Source organism: Pantoea sp. Lu_F5_004 (genome assembly GCF_051136245.1).
GTDB lineage: Bacteria > Pseudomonadota > Gammaproteobacteria > Enterobacterales > Enterobacteriaceae > Pantoea > Pantoea agglomerans.
In genome coordinates this window covers 3305018-3328368 of sequence record NZ_CP194946.1, presented here as the reverse complement: position 1 = coordinate 3328368, position 23351 = coordinate 3305018, and the positions used below count along the sequence as shown (strand labels likewise).

Sequence of the window (23351 nt, the reverse complement as noted above, 5' to 3'; positions counted from 1 at the left end):
GAAAAGTAATGTCTGGGAACGATCGCGAACCAATAGGGCGCAAAGGTAAACCGTTGCCGCCGCGCAGCAGTGCGGGCCGGGGACGACGCAGGGATATCGAACAGGATATCGATCAGGACGATTTTAATGATGACGAGGAGGAAGCGCCGGTGCCACGTAAAGGTAAAGGTGGAAAACCGCCGCGCGGCAAACGCCGTTGGCTGGGATGGGTAATCAAACTGTTCCTGGTGTTTGTGGTGGTCATGGCCGCGTGGGGCATCTACCTCGACTCGGAAATTCGCAGCCGGATTGACGGTAAAGTGTGGCAACTGCCCGCCACCGTCTATGGCCGCATGGTCAGCCTGGAACCCGGCATGGCCTACAACAAAAGTGAAATGGTAGCGCTGCTGGAAGGCACTCAGTATCGCGAAGTCTCCCGTATTACCCGCCCTGGCGAGTTTTCGGTGAAGGGCAACACCATCGATCTGCTGCGTCGCCCGTTTGATTTCCCCGACAGTAAAGAGGGGCAGATCCACGCGCGCATGAGCTTCAGTAAAGATGAGCTGAGCGAGATTAAAAACCTCGAAACCGGCCGTGATTTTGGCTTTTTCCGCCTCGATCCGCGCCTGATCACCATGCTGCAGTCGCCGAATGGTGAACAGCGACTCTTCGTACCGCGCGCCGGTTTCCCGGATCTGCTGGTCGATACGCTGATCGCCACCGAAGATCGCCATTTCTATGAGCATGATGGCATCAGCCCTTATTCCATCGGCCGCGCCTTCCTGGCGAACATCACGGCCGGTAAAGCGGTGCAGGGCGGCAGTACGCTGACGCAGCAGCTGGTGAAGAACCTGTTCCTCACCAACGAGCGTTCGCTGTGGCGTAAAGCGCGTGAAGCCTATATGGCGGTGATCATGGATGCGCGCTACAGCAAAGATCGCATCCTGGAGCTCTACCTGAACGAGGTCTATCTCGGTCAGGCTGGCAGCGATCAGATCCGCGGTTTCCCGCTGGCCAGCCTCTACTACTTTGGCCGTCCGGTTGATGAACTGAGTCTGGATCAGCAGGCGATGCTGGTCGGCATGGTGAAAGGTGCGTCGCTCTATAATCCGTGGCGTAACCCGAAACTGGCGCTGGAACGACGCAACCTCGTACTGCGCCTGTTGCAGCAGCAGAAAGTGATTGACCAGGAGCTGTATGACATGCTGTCGGCCCGTCCGCTGGGCGTGCAACCGAAAGGCGGCGTGATTACGCCGCAGCCGGCCTTTATGCAGATGGTGCGTAACGAGCTTCAGGCAAAACTGGGCGACAAGGTGAAAGATCTCTCCGGGGTGAAAATCTTCACCACGCTGGATCCGGTGTCGCAGGATGCGGCCGAAAAGGCGGTGATCGATGGCATTCCGACGCTGAAAAAACAGCGTGGCCTGAAAGATCTGGAAACCGCGATGGTGGTGGTTGACCGTTTCAGCGGCGAAGTCCGCGCTATGGTCGGCGGTGCCGATCCACAGTATGCGGGTTACAACCGTGCGCTGCAGGCACGCCGCTCAATCGGCTCCCTGGCGAAACCGGCGACTTACCTGACCGCGCTGAGTCAGCCAAACAGCTACCGGCTGAACAGCTGGATCGCCGATGAGCCGATTGCGCTGAAGCAGCCAAACGGCAGCATCTGGAAACCGATGAACGACGATCGTCGCTTCAGCGGCAAAGTGATGCTGGTGGATGCGCTGACCAACTCAATGAACGTGCCGACCGTAAACCTCGGCATGACGCTGGGGCTGGATGCGGTGGTGGATACCTGGAACAAGCTGGGCGTGCCGAAAGAGCAGCTGCATCCGGTGCCATCGATGCTGCTGGGCGCCTTAAACCTGACGCCGGTTGAAGTGGCTCAGGCGTTCCAGTCGATCGCCAGCGGCGGCAACCGCGCGTCGCTGTCAGCAGTGCGTTCGGTGATTGCGGAAGATGGCAGCGTGCTCTATCAGAGCTATCCGCAGGCGCAGCGTGTTGAACCAGCGCAGGCCGCTTATCTGACGCTCTACACCATGCAACAGGTAGCTGACCACGGTACCGCCCGTGCGCTGGGCGCGCGTTTTCCGAATGCGCATCTGGCGGGCAAAACCGGTACCACCAACGATCTGGTGGACAGCTGGTTTGCCGGTATTGATGGCAAAGAAGTGGCGATCACCTGGGTGGGACGCGATAACAATCAGCCGACCAAACTCTATGGTGCCAGCGGCGCGATGCAGCTCTACCGTCGCTACCTGGATATTCAGGCCCCGATGCCGTTGCAGCTGACGCCGCCGGAAGATGTGTCGCTGATGAATGTGGATTCTGCCGGTAACTTTGTCTGCGGCACGGGCAGCAGCACATGGCGTTCTCTGCCGGTGTGGGCGCTGGATCCGAATGCACTGTGTCAGCAACAGCAGCAGCAGGTTCAGCAGCAACAACAGCTCTTCGATCAGCAGCAGCAACAACAACAGCAGCAGCAGCCGCAACAACCGACCCAGCAACAGCAGGAGCAGAAAGATAGCGACGGCGTAGCAGGGTGGATAAAAGATATGTTTGGCAAATAAATCAGTCAGACAGGTTAAAAAGGGCGCTTCGGCGCCCTTTTTTTGTTCCTGATCAATACGCGTCAATCGGCCTGCAAACGGCGTCACTACTGGGATTTCTTCTTGCAGTGCCTGCTGAATTTCGCATATTATCTAAGCGTTATAATAATCATTATCGTTTCGATTCGCCTGCCTGAGCCTATTGTTAAGAGACACTTTTATGAATGCGCGAACGACTTTTTCTGACAACACCAAAAAAACATTTTCCCGACCGCTTCTGGGCATCATGATCTCACTGAGCCTGAGCTCCTCTCTTTACGCCGCGCAGGCGGAGACGATGGTCGTCTCGGCTGATGGCGGCAGCGGCGTCGAGGCGGAAAGCGCCTGGGGACCGGCACCCACCGTGGCAGCGAAACGCAGCGCCACCGGGACCAAAACTGATACCCCCATTGAAAAAAATCCGCAGTCCATCTCCGTGGTCACCCGTGAAGAGATGGAGATGCGTAACGTAACCAGCGTGAAAGGGGCGTTTAACTACACGCCTGGCGTGCTGACCGGTAACCGGGGCAGCTCAGACGTAATTGATGCACTGTCGATTCGCGGTTTCAGCGAAACCAACACCAATCAGTATCTGGATGGTCTGAAACTGCAGGGTGATAACTACTCTGAGTTTGCCATCGATCCTTACTTCCTGGAACGCGCTGAACTGCTGCGCGGCCCGGTTTCGGTGCTCTACGGTAAGAGCAATCCCGGCGGCGTGGTCTCGCTGGTGAGTAAGCGTCCGACCCAGGAAACCCTGCGCGAAGTGCAGTTCCAGATGGGCAACGACAACCTCTTCTCGACCGGCTTTGACTTTGGCGGCGCGCTGGACGACGACGGCGTCTACAGCTATCGCCTGACCGGCCAGGCGCGCAGTCAGGATGCGCAGCAGGCGATGAACAAAGAGAAGCGCTACACCATCGCACCGGCTTTTAGCTGGCGTCCCGACGATCGCACCCGCATTGACCTGCTCACCTATTTCCAGAACGAGCCAGAAACCGGTTATTACGGCTGGCTGCCGCGTCAGGGCACGGTGGTACCGATCACCCGTGCCGATGGCAGCCAGTACAAACTGCCGACCAACTTCGATGAGGGCGAGCAGAGCAACAAGATTTCACGCAACACCAAAATGGTCGGTTATAACGCCGAGCACAGCTTCAACGACACCTGGACGCTGCGCCAGAACCTGCGTTATGCCGACCTGCGCACCGATTACCGCAGTATTTACGGCAATGGTTTCCTGCCGGCGACTCAGGAAATCACGCGCGGTTCGGCGGTTTCAGAAGAGAAACTCAACCAACTGGCGGTCGATACCCAGGCGCAGGCGAAGTTTGCCACCGGCCAGGTTGATCATACGCTGCTGCTGGGCGTGGACTTCCAGCGTACCCGCAATGATATCGACGCACAGTTTGGCACTGCCTCCAGCCTGAACGCGGTTAATCCGCAATATGGTGATAACAGCGTAACGCCATTTGGTCCTTATCAGCATCTCAACAAGCAGCGTCAGACCGGCCTCTATGCTCAGGACCAGATGGAGTGGAACCGCTGGGTGCTGACGCTGGGTGGCCGCTACGACTATGCCATGAACTCGGTTTACGATCGGGTGGCGGATAGCGTTGATCGGCAGAACGATCAGGCCTTTACCTGGCGCGGCGGCCTGAACTATGTATTTGATAACGGCATCGCGCCTTACTTCAGCTACAGCGAAGCCTTTATTCCGAATGCGGGTTCGACCTATGAGGGTCAGGCATTTGATCCGTCACGCGCTAAGCAGTATGAAGCGGGCGTGAAGTATGTGCCGAAAGATCGTCCGGTGGTGCTCACCGCCGCGCTTTATCAACTGACCAAAACCAAAAACCTGACTGCCGATCCCGATCCTGACAGAACTCTTTTCAGCGTTCAGAGCGGTGAAATCCGCTCGCGCGGCGTAGAGCTGGAAGCTAAAGCGGCGCTGAATGCCAACGTTAACCTGACGGCGTCCTACACCTACACCGATGCGGAATATACCGAAGATACCCAGCTCAAAGGCAAAACGCCGGTGCAGGTGCCGAAGCACATGGCTTCACTGTGGAGCGACTACACCTTCCACGAGACCGCTTTGTCAGGGGTGACGATCGGCGCTGGGGTTCGCTACGTGGGTGAAAGCCAGGGGCTGTATGCTGATACCACAGATAATAGCGCTGCTGGACTCTCGAACCAGAACTTTAAAGTTGCCGGCTACACCACGGTGGATGCGGCGCTGAAATATGATCTGGGTCGTTTCGGTTTGCCGGGTTCGACCGTGGGCGTCAACGTCAACAATCTGTTTGACCGCGACTACGTCGCCAGCTGCTATCGTGAATACGCCTGCTACTGGGGTGCGGAGCGCCAGATTGTCGGCACCGCGACCTTCAGATTCTGATTTAACCGGGCGCTTCGGCGCCCGTTCACAGGGATAACCATGCCGCATCCGCACGCAGAAGAGGCGACCTTTACGCTGAAAAACGCCAGTTTTGAAGTGCCGGGCCGGACTCTCCTTCAGCCACTGTCGCTGACCTTTCCGCCGGGAAAAGTGACCGGGCTAATCGGTCACAACGGCTCGGGCAAATCAACACTGTTAAAAATGCTGGGTCGTCACCACGCGGCCAGCAGCGGAGAGGTGCTGTTGAATCAGCAGCCCGTCGGGCGCTGGAACAGCAAAGCCTTTGCCCGTCAGGTGGCCTATCTGCCGCAGCAGTTACCGGCAGCCGAAGGGATGACGGTGCGTGAACTGGTGGCGATTGGCCGCTATCCCTGGCACGGCGCGCTGGGGCGCTTTGGTCAGGAAGATCGCGACCGGGTAGAGGATGCGATTGCCCAGGTCGGGCTTAATGCCTTTGCCGGACGGCTGGTAGATAGCCTGTCGGGCGGCGAGCGTCAGCGCGCCTGGCTGGCGATGATGGTGGCGCAGAACAGCCGCTGTCTGCTGCTGGATGAACCGACGTCGGCGCTGGATATTGCCCATCAGGTTGAGGTGCTGGCGCTGATAAAAGCGCTGAGCCAGCAGCGCGGCTTAACCGTGATTGCGGTGCTGCACGATATCAATATGGCAGCACGCTACTGCGATCATCTGGTGGCGCTGCGTCAGGGCGCGATGATTGCCGAAGGTGACGCAGAGGCGATTATGCAGGCTGAGGTGCTCGGTGCGATTTATGGCATTCCGATGGGCATTTTACCGCACCCGCAGGGCGGCGCGCCGGTCAGTTTTGTCTGTTAAGGAGAGGATGATGCCCGATCTTAATCGCCGCCGACTGATGCTGGCGCTGGCAGTCTCTCCGCTGTTTTGTGCGCTTCCCCTGTGTGCCGCCACGCCAAATCCGGGTCGGATTATTGCACTGGAGTGGTTACCCACCGAACTGCTGATAGCACTAGGCGTCACGCCCTGGGGCGTGGCCGATCTGCACAACTACAACATCTGGGTAGGGGAGCCGCCGCTTCCTCAGGGTGTGATCGATGTAGGTCTGCGCACCGAACCCAATCTTGAGCTGATGGCGCAAATGCAGCCGTCACTGATCCTCTGCTCCAACGGCTACGGCCCGCCTAAAGAGAAACTGACGCGCATTGCGCCCATTATGGGCTTCGACCTCCACAGCGGCGACGGGAAACCCCTCACTGCCGCGCGCGCATCGCTGCGTCAGCTGGCGGCGCGCATTGGATTAAGCGCGCGAGCGGAACAGCATCTGCGCGAAGTTGATGATCAGCTGGCGGCGGCGCGCCAGCGGCTGGCGCCCTATGCCGGACGCACTATCCTGCTGATGTCGCTGCTCGACAGTCGTCACGCCATTACCTTCGGCAAAAACAGTCTGTTTCTGGAAGTGATGACTCTGCTGGGCCTGAAAAATGGCTGGCAGGGCGAAACGAATTTCTGGGGCAGCGCGGTGATCGGCATTGAAAAGCTGGCGCAGGTCGGGGATGTGGATGTCATCTGCTTTGATCATGACAACGATGCGGAGATGCAGCAACTGATGCGCAGCCCGCTGTGGCAGTCGCTGCCGTTTGTACGCACCGGACGCTTTCAGCGCGTCCCGGCCGTCTGGTATTACGGTGCGACGCTCTCGGCGCTGCACTTTGTTCGCGTGCTGGAACGCGCGCTGGAGACGCACTGATGCGCCATGCTCTGTTTCCCGCAGGCCTCCTCAGCCCGCTGTTTCTGCTGGCGCTCAGCCTGACGCTGGTCAATCTGCATCAGGCGTTGCCACAGGCTGAATGGTGGCAGGCACTCTGGTCACCGGCGGTCGATAGCCTGCCGCAGATGGTGTTTCACCACAGCCTGCTGCCGCGTATCGTGCTGGCGCTGCTGGTGGGGAGTGGACTGGGGTTAGCCGGTCTGCTGTTTCAGCAGATATTGCGTAATCCGCTGGCGGAGCCAACCACGCTGGGTGTTTCTTCCGGCGCACAGCTGGGCATTACCGTAGCAACGCTGTGGCATCTGCCGGGCGGTGCGCTGACACAGCAGTTTGCCGCGCTTAGCGGTGCGCTGCTGGTGGGGGCGCTGGTGTTTGGTGTAGCCTGGGGCAAACGTCTGTCGCCGGTCACGCTGATTCTGGCCGGGCTGGTGCTGAGCCTTTACAGCGGCGCGGTGAATCAAATCTTCGCGATCTTCAATCACGATCAGCTGCAGAACATGTTTCTGTGGAGCACCGGTGCGCTGAATCAGATGAGCTGGGAAAATGTGCAGCAGCTCTGGCCGCGCCTGCTGCTGGCGTTTGTGCTGGCGCTGGCGCTGCTGCGTCCCCTGACGCTGATGGGGCTGGATGATGGGGTTGCGAAAAACCTTGGTCTGGCGCTTTCCGTGGCGCGTGTCGGTGGCCTTGGACTGGCGATCCTGCTCAGCGCACAGCTGGTCAACGTCGCCGGTATCATCGGCTTTATCGGGCTGTTTGCGCCGCTGCTGGCGAAGCTGCTGGGTGGACGACGGCTCATCACCCGGATGCTGCTGGCTCCGCTGACTGGCGCGCTGCTGCTGTGGCTGGCGGACAGTTGCGTGTTGTGGCTCAGCACCCACTGGCGCGATATTCCGACCGGCACCGCCACGGCGCTACTCGGCGTCCCGATTCTGCTGTGGCTGCTGCCGCGACTGCGCACCGGTTCGGTGCCGCCTGCGCTGAATCAGGGTGATAAGGTGCCCGCCGAGCGACAGAACCTGCTGCGTTGGGTACTGACGGGGCTTGCCATCCTGGCGCTGCTGGGGTGGGGTGGTCTGGCGTTTGGGCGAGATGCGCAGGGCTGGGTCTGGTCTGCGGGTGAGATGCTGCAATCTCTGCTGCCGTGGCGCGCACCGCGCGTGCTGGCCGCGCTGGTCACCGGCCTGATGCTGGGCGTGGCGGGGAGTCTGATTCAGCGGCTGACCGGCAATCCCATGGCCAGCCCGGAAGTGCTGGGCATCAGTTCGGGTGCCGCTTTTGGCGTGGTGATGATGATGTTCTTTGTGCCAGGCGATGCGCTGGCCTGGCTGCTGCCCGCCGGTGCGCTGGGCGCGGCGCTGACGCTGCTGGTGATCATGGCGGTAGCCAGTCGGGGCGGCTTTTCGCCGGAACGAATGCTGCTGGCGGGCATGGCGCTGAACAGCGCCTTTGTCACCCTGTTGATGCTGTTGCTGGCGAGTGGCGATCCGCGTATGGGTGGGCTGCTGAGCTGGATCTCCGGCTCGACCTATAACATTAGCGGCACTCAGGCGATTCAGAGCGCAATCTGCGCACTGGTGCTGGTGTCGCTGGCCCCGCTGGCCAGTCGCTGGCTGACGCTGCTGCCGCTGGGAAGTGCTACCGCACGCTCGGCCGGTATGGCGTTGACGCCTGCGCGGCTGAGTCTGCTGCTGCTGGCGGCCGCGCTGACCGCCAGCGCGACACTGACTATCGGTCCGCTGAGTTTTGTCGGACTAATGGCGCCCCATATGGCACGTATGCTGGGATTCCGGCGAGCGTTGCCGCAACTGCTGCTGTCAGGATTACTGGGGGCGGGATTGATGGTGCTGGCTGACTGGTGCGGACGGATGCTGGCATTCCCGGATCAGATCCCAGCCGGGCTGATGGCGACCTTTTTAGGCGCGCCTTACTTTATCTGGCTGTTGCGGCGTTCAGGTTAAAAAAAGACCGGCGCAAACCGGTCTGAGATTATTAACAAAGTCTGGCCCGATTGGCTGTGAGACTGAGCCTGCGAAGGGAACACGGTCAGATCGGAAAGACGCAAAAGCCGTCATCCCTGACACGCTCGGCCCGCGCCGTCCCTGGCGCGGGACGCTTTCCTCCTCTGCCCGTGTTCCCTGCGCGTTGAGTTTTATGTTGCTGTGAGATCCCGGACCGGCTGCTGCCGGTCTTCATCTTTAACACTGCCGCAATTACAGCTTCGCGAAACAACGACGCGCGGCGTCCACAGTGCGCTGAATATCCTCTTCGCTGTGCGCCAGCGACATAAAGCCCGCTTCATAGGCTGAAGGCGCAAAGTAAACTCCCTCCTCAAGCATCAGGTGGAAGAAGGTTTTAAAGCGCTCCACATCGCAGCGGGTCACATCGGCGTAACAGGTTACACTGTCAGCATCGGTGAAGAAGAGGCCGAACATCCCGCCAACATGGTTAATCACCAGCGGGATATTTTGCTGTTGTGCTGCTTCGCGCAGACCCTCTGCCAGCTTGCGGGTCAGGGCATCCAGCTTCTCATGGGTGCCCGGCTGCGCGATCTGCGTCAGGCAGGCGAAACCCGCCGCCATGGCGATCGGGTTGCCGGAGAGTGTACCTGCCTGATAAACCGGACCGGTCGGAGCCAGCGCCGCCATCACTTCGCGACGGCCACCGAACGCACCGACCGGCATCCCGCCACCAATGATTTTCCCAAGACAGGTCAAATCAGGGCGCACATTGTAATGAGCCTGCGCGCCACCCAGCGCGACACGGAAACCGGTCATCACTTCATCGATAATCAGCAGTGCGCCGAACTCATCACACAGTGAACGCAGACCCGGCAGGAACTCCGGCAGCGGTGGGATGCAGTTCATGTTGCCAGCGACCGGCTCAACGATGATGGCAGCAATCGACTCAGGATATTGCTCAAAAGCGCTGCGCACTGAATCGAGATCGTTAAAGGTGCAGGTCAGGGTATGTTTAGCGAAATCGGCCGGTACGCCCGGCGAGTTTGGCTGACCCAGTGTTAACGCACCTGAGCCAGCTTTCACCAGCAGATGATCGGCGTGGCCGTGGTAGCAGCCTTCAAATTTGATGATTTTATCGCGGCCGGTAAAGCCACGCGCCAGACGAATAGCGCTCATAGTCGCTTCGGTGCCGGAGTTGACCATCCGCACCATCTCCATGCTCGGCACCAGCTCACACACCAGCTGCGCCATGGTCACTTCCATTTCGGTCGGTGCGCCAAAACTTAATCCGCGCTGTGCCGCTTCAATCACGGCGTTACGGATCGCCGCGTTGTTATGACCCAGCACCATCGGACCCCATGAGCCGACATAGTCGATATAGGCTTTGCCGTCAGCGTCATAGAGATAGGCGCCATCAGCGTGTTCAATAAACAGCGGAACGCCGCCCACACCAGTAAATGCGCGTACTGGCGAGTTTACCCCACCCGGGATCAGGCGTTGTGCCTCGGCAAACAGTTGTTCGGACTTACTCATTTTCGGCTCCAGCGGTTCAGAAAAATATTGCGCCATTCTACGGAAGAGGGGCAGCAGACGAAAGGTGGATTCGCCCCCTGTGCCCTTAACAGGAGTGAATGCGGCACAGAGTGCGAAGGGCAGAGCTTGATTGCGCTGAGGTGCTGGCTGATAATAGCGTAATTAAGGTCGTTTTCTGACCTGGGCGTTTACCGGAGTAAAACATGAGTGATGAAGTAGTAGCACTGCCGTTGCAGTTTACCGACGCCGCAGCCACCAAGGTGAAGAACCTGATTGCCGACGAAGAAAACCCGGCGCTGAAACTTCGCGTCTATATCACCGGTGGCGGTTGCAGTGGTTTCCAGTACGGCTTCACCTTTGACGATCAGATGAATGATGGCGACATGACCATTGAAAAGCAGGGCGTCTCACTGGTGGTTGATCCGATGAGCCTGCAATATCTGGTGGGCGGTTCAGTGGATTACACGGAAGGTCTGGAAGGCTCACGCTTTATCGTGACCAACCCGAATGCCAAAACCACCTGTGGCTGTGGCTCTTCCTTCAGTATCTGATAATGCAGGCCGTCATACAGACGGCCTCGTTTACCATTCTATTGTGACCAGCCGGTTACTTTGCTTCACACTTCCCTGCGATTGAATCTGGCCGTTTGTTACGCGCGGCTGCGCGCTTGCCTGTCTGCCGCAGTTGATCTGCGGTGCGGGCTGACCGTTAGCCGTGTTGATTTCACAGCGTGAATAGATGACAAGCCTGGCGCCAATAGAGCCATTTATCGATCCTGCAAAGGCAGAACCGGCGATCGACAGCCCTATGGCCAGCAGCAGTGCTCTGGTCATATAAGGTTCCTGGTGTTTTAAAAAAGCGCCGGGGCGCTAAAAGGACGGCGAGCATACGTGGCGCGTTCGTCTCTGGTATTGATCAACGGCAAAAATCGCAGCGACTTTAATCAATTCGCCGATTTATTCATCGGGATGCAGGGCCGTACAGAGTTGCTGCGCTGCCAGCAGCAGTCGCGGGCCTGGCCGGCTAAGCCAGTCCTCGTTGATGGCAATCACCGGTACATCCAGCTGCGGTCGCCAGAACACCCGGATGTTTTCCGCCTGCTGCGCACTGCCACCCGTCACAACGGCCTGAGGATGGCGCATCAGCACCTGCTCACGGCTGACCTGCGGCCAGATGACGCGGCTGTCAGCAAAGATGTTCCTGCCGCCACATAACGTAATAATTTCATTCTGCAGCGTGGCTCTGGCGGCGGTAAACAGGGGCTGCTGACCAAACTGCAAAAAAAGCGGAACCGCAGTCAGATGAGCATAGCGCTGACGCAGCGCGGCTTCCTGCTGACGTAACTGGCGGGCAGCGCGAGTTGCCTGCTCCGGTCTGGGACTCCAGTGGCCCAGATCGGCCAGCGCCGTGAACATCTCATCCAGCGTCAGCGGATCAATCCATTTAACCGGCACGCCGAGCTCCTGTAGCTGGTCAATCTGCCGCTGCGGATTACCGCCTCGCCAGGCTAATACCAGATCCGGCTTAAGCTGCAGAATACGTTCAGCCTTGATGCCCTGCCAGTTTGCGACCTGTTCAATCTTTTTGGCCTGCGGCGGATAGTCGGACCAGGCGCTGACCGCAATCGGGGTAATCCCGGCAGCAAATGCGAGTTCGGTAAGGTGAGGGGAGAGGGTAATCACGCGTGGCGGGGAAGCCAGCAGGCTGCCGCTTAACAGCAGCAGCCAGCAGAGGAGTAGCGTTTTAGCCACGCGCCAGATGCGCCAGCAGGTTCTCCACCATCAGCGAAGATTGCTTCGCCGCAACGCTTAAGAACTCATCAAAGCTGAGGTGAGATTGCTTATCGGCCACGTCGGAAATGGCGCGGACCACCACAAAAGGCACCTGGAACTGATGACAGACATGGCCGATAGCGGTGGCTTCCATCTCAACGGCAATCGCCTGCGGGAACAGATTACGAATGCGCGCCAGCGGTTCGGCACCATTGATAAAGGCATCACCGCTGACCACCAGACCGCGTACGGCATTCAGATCCAGCTGCTGAATACAGGCTTCTGCAGCGGCGATAAGCTTGCTGTCTGCCACAAACGCGGCCGGACAACCTGCCATCTGACCCGGCTCATAACCAAAAGCGGTGACGTCAGCATCGTGATAACGCACTTCTTCTGACACCACGATATCGCCGACGCTGAGCGAGGGCGCTAAACCGCCAGCCGAACCGGTGTTGATCACCACATCCGGCTTGCAGAGCTGCAGCAGCAGCGTGGTACCCAGCGCGGCAGAGGTTTTACCAATGCCCGATTTCAGCAGAGCCACCTCAACGCCCTGCAGGGTGCCGGTATAAATTTCACAACCCGCCAGCGACAGCGTTTGACGGTTTTCAATTTTGTCGCGCAGCAGTGTGACTTCCTGCTCCATCGCGCCAATAATGCCTGCTTTCATAGTGAGTTCCGCTAATGTAAAGAATCAAAATTTAGGGCATAGTCTACCATGGCATTCAGGGGATTAATTCACGAAAAAATAAGGGGTAATCCATGTCAGCGATCAATTTCAGGAAGAAGATCAGCTTCTCGCGCCCTTATAACAGCCGCAAGGAACCGGAAGGCGAATATTATATTACGCGCCATTTTGAGAGCGATCGCGGACGGATTATAAACTCCGCCGCCATCCGGCGTTTGCAGCAAAAAACGCAGGTGTTTCCGCTTGAGCGCAACGCTGCCGTTCGTTCCCGCCTGACGCACTCGCTGGAGGTGCAGCAGACCGGGCGTTACATCACCAAAGAGATTCTGCAAACCCTGAAGATGCAGGGCGGGCTGGGGCAGTATGGTCTTGATGAACTGGAAGGCGCGTTTGAAAGTCTGATTGAGATGGCCTGTCTGATGCATGATGTCGGTAATCCACCTTTTGGCCATTTTGGCGAGGCGGCGATTAATGACTGGTTTGAAGAGAACCTCTCAGCCGAGCTGGTGGATCCGCTGGTGGCCGGCGTGGAAGGAGAAGCACAGCGTAAAGCCTTTGATCAACTCAACGCCATGATCCGTCAGGATCTCTGTCACTTTGAAGGTAACGCGCAGGCGATCCGGATGGTGCATACGCTGCTGCAACTGAATCTCAGTTATTCTCAGGTCGCCTGCATCCTGAAATATACCGCGCCGGCCTGGTGGCAGGGGGAAAAACCCGCCGAATTTAGCGTACTCATGAAGAAGCCTGGGTTTTATCTCTCTGAGCAGGATTATATTGCCGACCTGCGTGCTGCCACCAATATGGAAGAGCACCACCGTTTTCCGCTGACTTATATAATGGAAGCTGCGGATGATATCTCCTATTGTATTGCCGATTTGGACGACGCTGTAGAAAAAGATATCTTTAATGTTGAGAGTTTGTATGAATTTCTCAATAAAGCCTGGGGGCCGGTTAAAAATAATGACGCTTTCAGCCGGACTATTGGTGAAGCCTGGCGTGAAGCCTGCAGTAAAAAACGCCGAAGCCGCAGCGATCAATTTTTTATGTCACTTCGCGTAAATGTTCAGAGCGTGCTGGTAAGCTATGCTGTGAAACGTTTTGTGGATAATCTTCCTGCTATATTCGATGGGAGTTTTAACCATGCGCTACTGGAAGATGAGGGTGAAGAGGGCCGCTTGCTGCAATTGTTTAAAACCGTTGCGCGCCAGCAGGTCTTTAATCATTCTGAAGTCGAGCAGCTGGAGTTACAGGGTTACCGGGTGATTAAAGGGCTGCTGGAGATCTATCAGCCGCTGATGCGCCTCAATTACGAAGCCTTTACCACGCTGATAAATGAAGATTTCCTGCGTCAGCATCCGATTGAAACCCGGCTTTTTCATAAGCTCTCGGGTAAACACCGTAAAGCCTATTTGCATAAGATGCGTAATCTGGTTGTGGAACATAAATATCAGCGTCTGTTGTGGGAACGTTATTATCGCTTCCGGCTCATTCAGGATTATATCAGTGGTATGACCGATCTCTATGCATGGGATGAGTACCGGCGACTGATGGCGGTAGAATAAGCCGCCAATTGTAAAGGGCGCGAATAAATTTTTACTTTTGCCTTAAACTTTTAAAGGAACTTCGCGCTAAAACATTTATCTCACCTTCCGACCACAGCAATGGTCTGAACAGTAATCTTATTGAGAAACGAAAAATGAAAAAAAAGACCTTAATGTTAAGTGCGCTGGCGTTGAGCCTGAGCATGGCGCTCGCCCCTGTTACTGTTTCTGCTGCGCAAACGGCCTCTTCCGATAGTCTGCAACAGCCAAGTCTGGCACCGATGCTGGAGAAGGTGATGCCGTCTGTGGTCAGTATCAGCGTCGAGGGAACCACCACGGTGAAAACCCCGCGTATGCCGCAGCAGTTTCAGCAATTCTTTGGCGACAATTCGCCATTCTGCCAGGATGGTTCCCCGTTCCAGGGTTCACCGATGTGCCAGAACGGCGACGGTGCAGGCGGTAACGGCGGCGCGCCAGTGCCTGATACCCAGCAGGAAAAATTCCGTGCTCTGGGATCGGGCGTCATCATTAACGCTGACAAAGGCTATGTGGTGACCAATAACCACGTCGTGAATAATGCCACCAAAATTCAGGTACAGCTCAGCGACGGTCGCCGCTATGACGCAAAAGTCATCGGTAAAGATCCCAGCTCTGACATTGCACTGATTCAGCTGCAGGAAGCCAAAAATCTTACCGCAGTCAAAATCGCTGACTCTGACAACCTGCGCGTCGGCGATTATACCGTGGCGATCGGCAACCCTTATGGTCTGGGTGAAACGGTCACCTCAGGTATCGTCTCCGCGCTGGGACGCAGTGGCCTGAACGTGGAAAACTACGAAAACTTTATCCAGACGGATGCGGCCATTAACCGGGGCAACTCCGGTGGTGCGCTGGTTAACCTCAACGGTGAACTCATCGGGATTAACACCGCCATTCTGGCGCCCGATGGCGGCAACATCGGTATCGGCTTTGCTATCCCCAGCAACATGGTGAAAAACCTGACGGCACAGATGGTCGAGTTTGGTCAGGTGAAACGCGGCGAGCTGGGCGTGCAGGGGACTGAGCTGAACTCTGAGCTGGCAAAAGCGATGAAGGTCGATGCGCAGCGTGGTGCCTTTGTCAGCCAGGTGCTGCCAGACTCAGCTGCCGCCAAAGCCGGTATTAAGGCGGGTGACGTCATTGTCTCGATGAACGGTAAACCGCTGAGCAGCTTTGCTTCGCTGCGTGCGGAAGTGGGCTCATTGCCGGTTGGCACCACCCTGAAACTGGGGCTGCTGCGTGATGGCAAACCGGTCGATGTCTCTGTTAAGTTGCAGCAGAGCAGCCAGTCAAAAGTGCAGTCCGCGACCATCTACACTGGCATTGAAGGCGCCGATCTCAGCAATATCGAAGCGGGTACCAAAGGTGTCCGGGTTGATAACGTGAAACCGGGCAGTGCTGCGGCGCATATCGGCCTGAAAAAGGGCGATGTGATCCAGGGCGTTAACCAGCAGGTAGTGACCAACCTGGGTGAGCTGCGCAAAGTTCTCGACAGCAAGCCGTCCGTTCTGGCGCTGAATATAAAGCGCGGCGACAGCAGTATCTATCTGCTGATGCAGTAACAGAACAGCAACGGATGAAGAGGCGGACTGCGGTCCGCCTTTTTTATGTCCACTTTCTGCCTCATCAGAGTGTGATGCTCGCCGCAAATTCGGCAAATGACGGCCTGGCTCTGTGCAATTGCACAATGTTCTGCGTGCTGTGCATGCGTATTCTGTTTCTCCCCCTCTTTTTCAGGAGTAATGGATGGCTACCTATCACCTTGATGCCCGGCTGGCACAGGATATCGTGGCGCGCACCATGAAAATTATTGACAGCAATGTCAACGTGATGGATGCGCGGGGCCGGATTATCGGCAGCGGTGACCGGGAACGTATTGGGGAGTTGCACGAAGGTGCACTGCTGGTGCTCTCTCAGGGGCGCGTTGTCGACATCGATGAGGCCGTGGCTAAGCATCTTCATGGCGTGCGGCCTGGCATTAACCTGCCGCTGCGCATTGATGGTGACATCGTCGGGGTAATCGGTCTGACCGGCGAGCCGCTGGCGTTGCGGCATTATGGCGAGCTGGTCTGCATGACCGCGGAGATGATGCTGGAGCAGGCCCGGCTGCTGCATATGCTGGCGCAGGACAGCCGTCTGCGTGAAGAGCTGGTGCTGAACCTGATCCGCAGCGATACCCTGTCGCCACAGCTGACCGAATGGGCGCAGCGGCTCGGGATCGATCTCAATCAGCCGCGTGTGGTCGCCGTGGTGGAAGTGGATAGTGGTCAGCTCGGCGTCGACAGCGCGATGTCAGAGTTACAGCAGCTGCAAACGCTGCTGACCACGCCGGAGCGGGACAATCTGATCGCGATTGTGTCACTGACCGAAATGGTGGTGCTGAAACCGGCTCTGAATGGGCATGGGCGTTACGATCAGGAGGATCATCGCCGCCGCGTAGAGCAGTTACTACAGCGGATGAAAGAGAGCGGTCATCTTCGGATGCGTATCGCGCTGGGCAACTTCTTTACCGGACCCGGCAGCATCGCACGCTCTTACCGGACAGCGCGCACCACCATGATGGTGGGTAAACAACGTATGCCCGAGGTACGCAGCTATTTTTATCAGGATCTGGTGCTGCCCGTGCTGCTCGACAGCCTGCGGGGTGGCTGGCAGGCCAATGAGCTCGCCCGGCCACTGGCGAAGCTCAAGAGCATGGATAACAACGGCTTGCTGCGCCGCACGCTGATCGCCTGGTTCACCCACAACGTTCAGCCGAGCGCCACCGCGCGTGCGCTGTTCATTCATCGTAATACGCTGGAATACCGGCTGAACCGGATTTCTGAACTGACCGGACTGAATCTTGGCCATTTTGATGACAGGCTGTTGCTCTATGTCGCTTTGCAACTGGATGAGCAGGGTTGAAGTGCAGATTTGCGGCATAAAAAAGGCCAGCAATGCTGGCCTCTCTGGTCGGGCAGGAAATTAACGACCGTTACGGGTTAATTTTTCCAGATCCGATTCAATTTCAGTGATCTTGTGGGAAACCACGCTTTCCAGGTGACGCAGGTCATCCAGAATTTTGCGTTTCAGATCCACTTCAACCTGATCGCGCTGGCAAATCTGGTCCAGCTCATCGATGACATAACGCAGATTCGGGCTGATTTCCTGAACTTCTTTGTAGCCCTGGGTCGCGTGATCGGCAACAACCGTTTTGCGCTGGCGCGGATATTTGAATTTGACGCTCTTCGCGAAAAACTCACCTTTATCTTTGCGGAAGTAGATTTTCAGAATGTCGTTATTGGCTTCCTGACGCAGGCTATAGCGGTCAATGTCGTCCGGGTTACTGATACCTAAGCTTTTCAGATTGTCATACATAGCGTTGTTTCCATCAAAAGTGAGAAGCGCGCAGATTTGTTCATGACGTCCGTCAACTGTAGACATAAATAAGCGGGATGAACATTGCGCGACAGGATTTAACTGGCGCGGATTATGACCTGGATAAAAACTAAACGCACCAGTTAATTCGCGACGCGAAGCATGTTATTTGGGAATCACTGTAAAGAAAAGATGACGGGCTGGAAACCAGCCCGTCACTTAAATCAGTCGATGGTGCGCAGCAGTTCGTTGATGCCTGTTTTGCCCAGCGTTTTCGCATCCACTTTCTTCACGATCACGGCACAGTAGAGGCTGTAGCTGCCATCTTTAGAGGGCAGGTTACCTGAAACCACTACGGACCCCGCAGGAACACGGCCGTAATGCACTTCACCGGTCTCGCGGTCATAGATTTTGGTGCTCTGGCCGATGTAAACGCCCATTGAGATCACTGAACCTTCTTCAACAATCACGCCTTCAACGATTTCAGAGCGCGCGCCAATGAAGCAGTTATCTTCGATGATGGTCGGGTTCGCCTGCAGCGGCTCCAGCACGCCACCGATACCCACGCCGCCAGAAAGGTGAACGTTTTTACCAATCTGCGCACAGGAGCCAACGGTCGCCCAGGTGTCCACCATGGTGCCTTCATCCACAAAGGCGCCAATGTTGACGTAAGAAGGCATCAGCACTGTGTTGCGGGCGATATAGGCACCCTGACGCACAGCCGCAGGCGGCACGACGCGGAAACCGGCTTCTTTGAAACGCGCTTCATCCCAGCCTGCAAACTTCATCGGCACTTTGTCGTAAAAGCGGGTTTCTGCACCTTCCATCACCTGATTGTCATTGATGCGGAAAGAGAGCAGTACGGCTTTCTTCAGCCACTGATGCGTTACCCACTCGCCGTCGATCTTCTCAGAAACGCGCAGTGCACCGCTGTCCAGCAGGGCGATTACCTGGTTGATGGCATCACGGGTTTCGCTGTCGACGCTGGCGGGTGTGATGTCAGCGCGACGTTCGAAGGCGGATTCAATAACGCTCTGTAACTGTTGCATATTTTTTTCCTGATCTGTCATGTGCGATGCCGGGCAATATCCCGACACAAGTAAAGAGATTAATGTTTACAAATCGAGTCTGGTCACACTTTATCGTTTGGATTAAGGGCCTCTGTCAACCGTTGTCGCAACGCTTTTCGCATTTCTTCGTCCAGCGCCTGACGTTCACTGTTGGCCAGAATAAACAAATCCTCGACCCGCTCGCCGATGGTGCTGATGCGTGCGCCATGCAGTGAGACCCCGAGATCGGCAAAGACTTCACCGACCCGCGCCAGCAGGCCTGGCTGATCCAGCGCCACCAGTTCCAGATAGCTGCGACGATCGGTATGCGTCGGCAGGAAATTGACCTCGGTATCGACGCTGAAATGCCTGAGTTTGGCCGACGGACGGCGGGTACGCGGCGGCGCCCACTCTGACTGGGTTATCGCCTGATCCAGCGCCTGAATGATCATTGGATGGCGATCCGGAGAGAGCGGGCTGCCATCCGGCTCCAGCACAATAAAGGTATCCATCGCCATGCCGTCGCGGCTGGTAAAGATTTGCGCATCGTGCACGCTGAGATTACGGCGATCGAGTTCACCCGCTACAGCGGCAAACAGGTGCGGGCGATCGGGACTCCAGATAAAGATTTCGGTCCCGCCGCGCGTGGCCTGCGGACTGACCAGCACCAGCGGTTTTTTCAGGTCGTGAACCAGTAAGTGGCGGGCATGCCAGGCGATCTGATTCGGCGTATGGCGCAGGAAGTAGTCAGCGCGGCAGCGATTCCAGATCTGGTGCAGACGCTCTTCATTGATGTTGTCCATCCGCAGCAGCGCCAGCGCCTGCAGGCGATGATGACGCACCCGCTCACGCAGATCCGGACTGTTTTCCATGCCGCGTCGCAACTGCTTCTCGGTGGCGAAAAAGAGCTCACGTAACAGGCTCTGCTTCCAGCTGTTCCACAGACTTTCATTGGTGGCGCAGATATCGGCTACGGTCAGGCAAACCAGATAGCGCAGCCGGTTCTCATTCTGCATCACTTCGGCGAACTGCTGTATCACCGTCGGGTCCTGAATATCGCGCCGCTGTGCTGTCACCGACATCAGCAGATGATGACGCACCAGCCAGGCCACCAGCTGGGTCTCACGTGAGTTGAGACCATGCATTTCAGCAAAATCGAGCGCATCCTGCGCGCCGAGAATGGAGTGATCGCCGCCGCGCCCTTTGGCAATGTCATGCAGCAGCGCGGCCATCAGCAACAGCTCCTGCTGCGGCAGACGCGGCCATAGCTCGACGCACAGTGGATGCTGCGGACGGGTACTTTCATTGGCAAAACTTTCCAGCTTCTGCAGCACCCGAATGGTGTGCTCATCCACGGTGTAGGCGTGAAACAGATCGAACTGCATCTGTCCGACGATATGGCCCCACAGCGGCGTATAAGCCCACAACACGCTGTAGCGATGCATCGGCACCAGCGCCCGGCTGACCGCGCCGGGATGGCGCAGAATCGACATAAAGGTGCGGCGCGCTTCCGGGATCTGACACAGCGGCTGTTTAAGATGACGACGCGCATGGCGCAGGTGACGCAGGGTGGTGGAGTAGATCCCTTTGATGCTGTCGTTACGCACCATGACGTAGAACATGCGCAGAATCGCCTGCGGCTCTCGTCGGAACAGCGTTTCGTCGCGCAGGTCGATCAAATCGCCACGCAGCTGGAAATCGTCATCAATAGGCCTGGGCTTTTCGCTGGTGGAGAGCGCCAGAATCGCCTCATCAAACAGCTGCAGCAGCATCTGATTCAGTTCGCCGATACGCCGCGTGACCCGATAGAAATCTTTCATCATCCGCTCGACCGGCTCATTGCCCTCGCCCTGGTAATTCAGGCGTTGTGCCACGCTGAGCTGGCGATCAAACAGCAGGCGGTTATCGTAGCGGGGCAGGGAGAGGTGCAGGGCAAAGCGGATGCGCCAGAGAAATGCCTGACATTCGTTGAGTTCGCTGCGCTCCGCGTCGGTGAGGAAACCAAAGCCCACCATCTCATCCAGCGTGGTGGCGCCAAAATGGCGTCGGGCGACCCACTGCAGCGTATGAATATCCCGCAGGCCACCAGGGCTGCTTTTAATGTCCGGTTCAAGGTTATAGCTGGTGCCGTGGTAACGCTTGTGGCGCTCCTGCTGCTCTTCAATTTTGGCGGCGAAAAAGCAGGATGAGGGCCAGAAACCGTCGCTGAAGATGTTTTTCTGTAATTCCAGAAACAGCGCCACATCACCGGTCAGCATGCGTGACTCAATCAGATTGGTGGCAACGGTCAGGTCAGATAATCCCTCCAGCAGACACTCTTCCAGCGTGCGCACGCTGTGGCCCACTTCCAGCTTAAGGTCCCACATCAGCGTTAACAGGTCGCTGGTGTGCTGCGCAGCCTGTTCATCCAGCGGCTGGCGGCTCAGGATCAGGACATCTATATCAGAGAGCGGATGCAGTTCGGCACGGCCATAGCCGCCAACGGCGACCAGCGCGATAGCCGGCATCTCATCAAAACCAAAGAAGCGCCACAGGCGACGCAGCAGCCGATCGATAAACAGCGTGCGGGCATCAATCAGCGGCTCAACGGGTTCACCGGCATCAAAAGCGGCGGCCAGATGTTGCTGAAACAGTTCCAGCCGCGGCTTCAGAATGTCGCGCGTCAGCTGGTCGTCACCCCATTCGGCTGGCGAATCGACCAGACCGTTTTTTACCTCTTCTGACAGACTCACGCTCATGCAGCTCTTCTCTTTTTTAGCCAAAAAAAAGCCGGCTCAGCGCCGGCTTGATCTGTAATGGGGGAATTACCCTTCGGCGACGAGCACAGCGGGCAGCGTGTCGTCTTTGCGCAGGGTTAAAATCTCACAGCCGTTCTCCGTCACCACAATAGTATGCTCATACTGCGCGGACAAGCTGCGATCTTTGGTTTTTACCGTCCAGCCATCTTTCATGGTGCGGATGCGGTAATCCCCGGCATTGACCATCGGTTCTACCGTAAAGGTCATGCCTGCCTGGAGTACCACGCCGCCATCATCGGCATCGTAATGCAGCACCTGAGGCTCTTCATGGAAACCCTTGCCGATACCGTGGCCACAATATTCGCGCACCACAGAGAAGTCGTTGGCTTCGACATATTTCTGGATGGCGCGGCCCAGTTCGCGCAGGCGGATGCCGGGCTTGATCAGACGGAGTGAGAGGTAGAGGCTCTCCTGCGTGACACGGCACAGGCGTTCGCCCTGAATAGTCGGCTTACCAACGATAAACATCTTTGAGGTATCGCCGTGGTATTCATCTTTAATTACGGTGACATCAATGTTCACCACATCGCCATCTTTTAACGGACGATCATCGCTGGGGATCCCGTGGCACACCACTTCATTCACCGAGATGCAGACCGACTTCGGAAAGCCGTGATAGCCGAGGCAGGCGGAGACAGCCTGTTGCTTTTGAGTAATGTGATCGTGGCAGATGCGGTCCAGTTCACCGGTGGTCACACCCGGTTTTACGTAAGGCTCGATCATCTCCAGCACTTCGGCGGCCAGTCGGCCCGCGACGCGCATTTTTTCGATTTCTTCAGGGGTTTTAATTGAAATTGCCATTAAATTAATCCGCAGTTGTCGAAATTTTCGACAATAATAAGTTCTGTGCTGTCATGTTAGCAGCCAGCAAATGGGCTGCCAAATAGAGAACGCGCTGACCTCCGTCAGCGATCATTTATTGGCGTCCCTGGGCTGGTTGTGGTATAAAGCGCGCCGACGATTCTCTGTATGGCCGTTTCGGTCAGCAGGAAACGCATAACTCTCATTATGTGTAATAAAACACACATGTATCGACACGTACGCCGGGGTGCCTTGAAAGAGGTCGGTCGTATGGGATACATGGAGGCCCAACCCCAATCAAACTTTAGAGGTTTTATCATGGCAACTGTTTCCATGCGCGACATGCTCCAGGCTGGTGTTCACTTCGGTCACCAGACCCGTTACTGGAACCCAAAAATGAAGCCATTCATCTTTGGTGCTCGTAACAAGGTTCACATCATCAACCTGGAAAAAACTGTACCTATGTTCAACGAAGCTCTGGCTGAACTGAACAAGATCTCTTCCCGTAAAGGTAAGATCCTGATCGTAGGTACTAAGCGTGCTGCTGCTCAGGCGGTAAAAGAGTCTGCACTGAGCTGCGACCAGTTCTTCGTAAACCACCGCTGGTTGGGTGGCATGCTGACTAACTGGAAAACCGTGCGTCAGTCAATCAAGCGTCTGAAAGATCTGGAGATTCAGTCTCAGGATGGTACTTTCGACAAACTGACCAAAAAAGAAGCGCTGATGCGTGCGCGTGAGCTGGCCAAGCTGGAAAACAGCCTGGGCGGTATCAAAGATATGGGCGGTCTGCCAGACGCGCTGTTTGTTGTCGATGCTGACCACGAACACATCGCAATCAAAGAAGCAAACAACCTGGGTATCCCGGTATTTGCTATCGTTGATACCAACTCAGATCCAGATGGCGTTGATTTCGTTATCCCAGGTAACGACGATGCGATCCGTGCTGTAAACCTGTACCTGACTGCCGTTGCGACCACCGTTCGCGAAGGCCGCTCTCAGGACCTGGCTGAGCAAGCTGAAGAAGCGTCTTTAGAAAACGCTTAATAAGGTTTGCTCTGCATAAGAGCCCTTAGCATTCAGATGTGATCTGTAAGGGGCCT

General features: G+C 56.7%; 18 protein-coding genes. 10 read left to right on the top strand and 8 right to left on the bottom strand.

All coding sequences use genetic code 11. The features are described 5' to 3' along the window. The first annotated feature begins 8 nt into the window (after positions 1-8). The 5 genes from mrcB to fhuB all read left to right on the top strand — a co-directional run bounded on the left by mrcB (position 9) and on the right by fhuB (position 8670). Positions 9-2549: a bifunctional glycosyl transferase/transpeptidase gene (mrcB, locus tag ACR8BN_RS15575; RefSeq protein ID WP_031591230.1), complete on the top strand. Its 2541-nt coding sequence runs from the start codon at positions 9-11 to the stop codon at positions 2547-2549. Between the two features lie 199 nt (positions 2550-2748). Continuing rightward, positions 2749-4968 (top strand): ferrichrome porin FhuA, encoded by a 2220-nt coding sequence (fhuA, locus tag ACR8BN_RS15570; protein ID WP_434747090.1) that lies wholly within the window; start codon positions 2749-2751, stop codon positions 4966-4968. A 39-nt stretch (positions 4969-5007) separates the two neighbouring features. Continuing rightward, complete coding sequence (gene fhuC, locus ACR8BN_RS15565) at positions 5008-5802, top strand: Fe3+-hydroxamate ABC transporter ATP-binding protein FhuC (RefSeq protein WP_033756619.1); 795 nt, start codon at positions 5008-5010, stop codon at positions 5800-5802. A gap of 10 nt (positions 5803-5812) precedes the next feature. Then, positions 5813-6691: a Fe(3+)-hydroxamate ABC transporter substrate-binding protein FhuD gene (gene fhuD / locus ACR8BN_RS15560; RefSeq protein ID WP_425000906.1), complete on the top strand. Its 879-nt coding sequence runs from the start codon at positions 5813-5815 to the stop codon at positions 6689-6691. Then, positions 6691-8670 (top strand): Fe(3+)-hydroxamate ABC transporter permease FhuB, encoded by a 1980-nt coding sequence (gene fhuB / locus ACR8BN_RS15555; protein ID WP_434747089.1) that lies wholly within the window; start codon positions 6691-6693, stop codon positions 8668-8670. Before fhuD ends, fhuB begins: the two co-directional genes overlap by 1 nt. Before the next feature lie 252 nt (positions 8671-8922). On the opposite strand, the gene hemL is transcribed toward fhuB, so the two are convergent. Beyond that, positions 8923-10203 (bottom strand): glutamate-1-semialdehyde 2,1-aminomutase, encoded by a 1281-nt coding sequence (gene hemL, locus ACR8BN_RS15550; protein WP_039391370.1) that lies wholly within the window; start codon positions 10201-10203, stop codon positions 8923-8925. A 203-nt stretch (positions 10204-10406) separates the two neighbouring features. Here hemL and erpA point away from each other — a divergent pair, with 203 nt between their 5' ends. Then, on the top strand, positions 10407-10754 hold the full coding sequence (gene erpA, locus ACR8BN_RS15545) for an iron-sulfur cluster insertion protein ErpA (protein ID WP_010254064.1): 348 nt from the start codon (positions 10407-10409) through the stop codon (positions 10752-10754). Positions 10755-10784: 30 nt separating this feature from the next. Here the strand turns inward: erpA and ACR8BN_RS15540 are convergent, their stop codons facing one another. From ACR8BN_RS15540 to mtnN, 3 genes are all read right to left on the bottom strand, one after another. After that, positions 10785-11036 carry a hypothetical protein gene (locus ACR8BN_RS15540; protein ID WP_010254068.1) on the bottom strand — a complete coding sequence of 84 codons (252 nt, stop codon included), beginning with the start codon at positions 11034-11036 and terminating at the stop codon, positions 10785-10787. A 123-nt stretch (positions 11037-11159) separates the two neighbouring features. Next, positions 11160-11954: a vitamin B12 ABC transporter substrate-binding protein BtuF gene (btuF, locus tag ACR8BN_RS15535; protein WP_434747088.1), complete on the bottom strand. Its 795-nt coding sequence runs from the start codon at positions 11952-11954 to the stop codon at positions 11160-11162. Continuing rightward, a complete protein-coding gene (mtnN, locus tag ACR8BN_RS15530) occupies positions 11947-12645 on the bottom strand; it encodes a 5'-methylthioadenosine/S-adenosylhomocysteine nucleosidase (RefSeq protein ID WP_010254075.1) in 699 nt (232 codons plus the stop codon). The genes btuF and mtnN overlap by 8 nt, the downstream gene beginning before the upstream one ends. Positions 12646-12737: 92 nt before the next feature. Between mtnN and dgt the strand changes: the two genes are divergently transcribed. The 3 genes from dgt to ACR8BN_RS15515 all read left to right on the top strand — a co-directional run bounded on the left by dgt (position 12738) and on the right by ACR8BN_RS15515 (position 17150). Continuing rightward, positions 12738-14228 carry a dGTPase gene (gene dgt / locus ACR8BN_RS15525; protein WP_069025842.1) on the top strand — a complete coding sequence of 497 codons (1491 nt, stop codon included), beginning with the start codon at positions 12738-12740 and terminating at the stop codon, positions 14226-14228. A gap of 134 nt (positions 14229-14362) precedes the next feature. Continuing rightward, complete coding sequence (gene degP / locus ACR8BN_RS15520) at positions 14363-15808, top strand: serine endoprotease DegP (RefSeq protein ID WP_235764792.1); 1446 nt, start codon at positions 14363-14365, stop codon at positions 15806-15808. Between the two features lie 184 nt (positions 15809-15992). Next, entirely contained in the window at positions 15993-17150 is a 1158-nt protein-coding gene (locus tag ACR8BN_RS15515; protein WP_031591218.1) for a CdaR family transcriptional regulator, read from the top strand. 60 nt (positions 17151-17210) lie between these two features. Here ACR8BN_RS15515 and ACR8BN_RS15510 read toward each other — a convergent pair whose 3' ends face one another. From ACR8BN_RS15510 to map, 4 genes are all read right to left on the bottom strand, one after another. Then, positions 17211-17603: a DUF3461 family protein gene (locus ACR8BN_RS15510; RefSeq protein WP_010254085.1), complete on the bottom strand. Its 393-nt coding sequence runs from the start codon at positions 17601-17603 to the stop codon at positions 17211-17213. Between the two features lie 224 nt (positions 17604-17827). Continuing rightward, positions 17828-18652, bottom strand: coding sequence for a 2,3,4,5-tetrahydropyridine-2,6-dicarboxylate N-succinyltransferase (gene dapD, locus ACR8BN_RS15505; RefSeq protein WP_010671859.1), 825 nt, complete (start codon positions 18650-18652; stop codon positions 17828-17830). Positions 18653-18735: 83 nt separating this feature from the next. After that, on the bottom strand, positions 18736-21390 hold the full coding sequence (gene glnD / locus ACR8BN_RS15500) for a bifunctional uridylyltransferase/uridylyl-removing protein GlnD (protein WP_182687921.1): 2655 nt from the start codon (positions 21388-21390) through the stop codon (positions 18736-18738). Between the two features lie 66 nt (positions 21391-21456). Next, positions 21457-22251: a type I methionyl aminopeptidase gene (gene map, locus ACR8BN_RS15495; RefSeq protein WP_010254092.1), complete on the bottom strand. Its 795-nt coding sequence runs from the start codon at positions 22249-22251 to the stop codon at positions 21457-21459. Between the two features lie 318 nt (positions 22252-22569). Here map and rpsB point away from each other — a divergent pair, with 318 nt between their 5' ends. Continuing rightward, complete coding sequence (rpsB, locus tag ACR8BN_RS15490; RefSeq protein ID WP_008925636.1) at positions 22570-23295, top strand: 30S ribosomal protein S2; 726 nt, start codon at positions 22570-22572, stop codon at positions 23293-23295. The last annotated feature ends 56 nt before the right edge of the window (positions 23296-23351 follow it).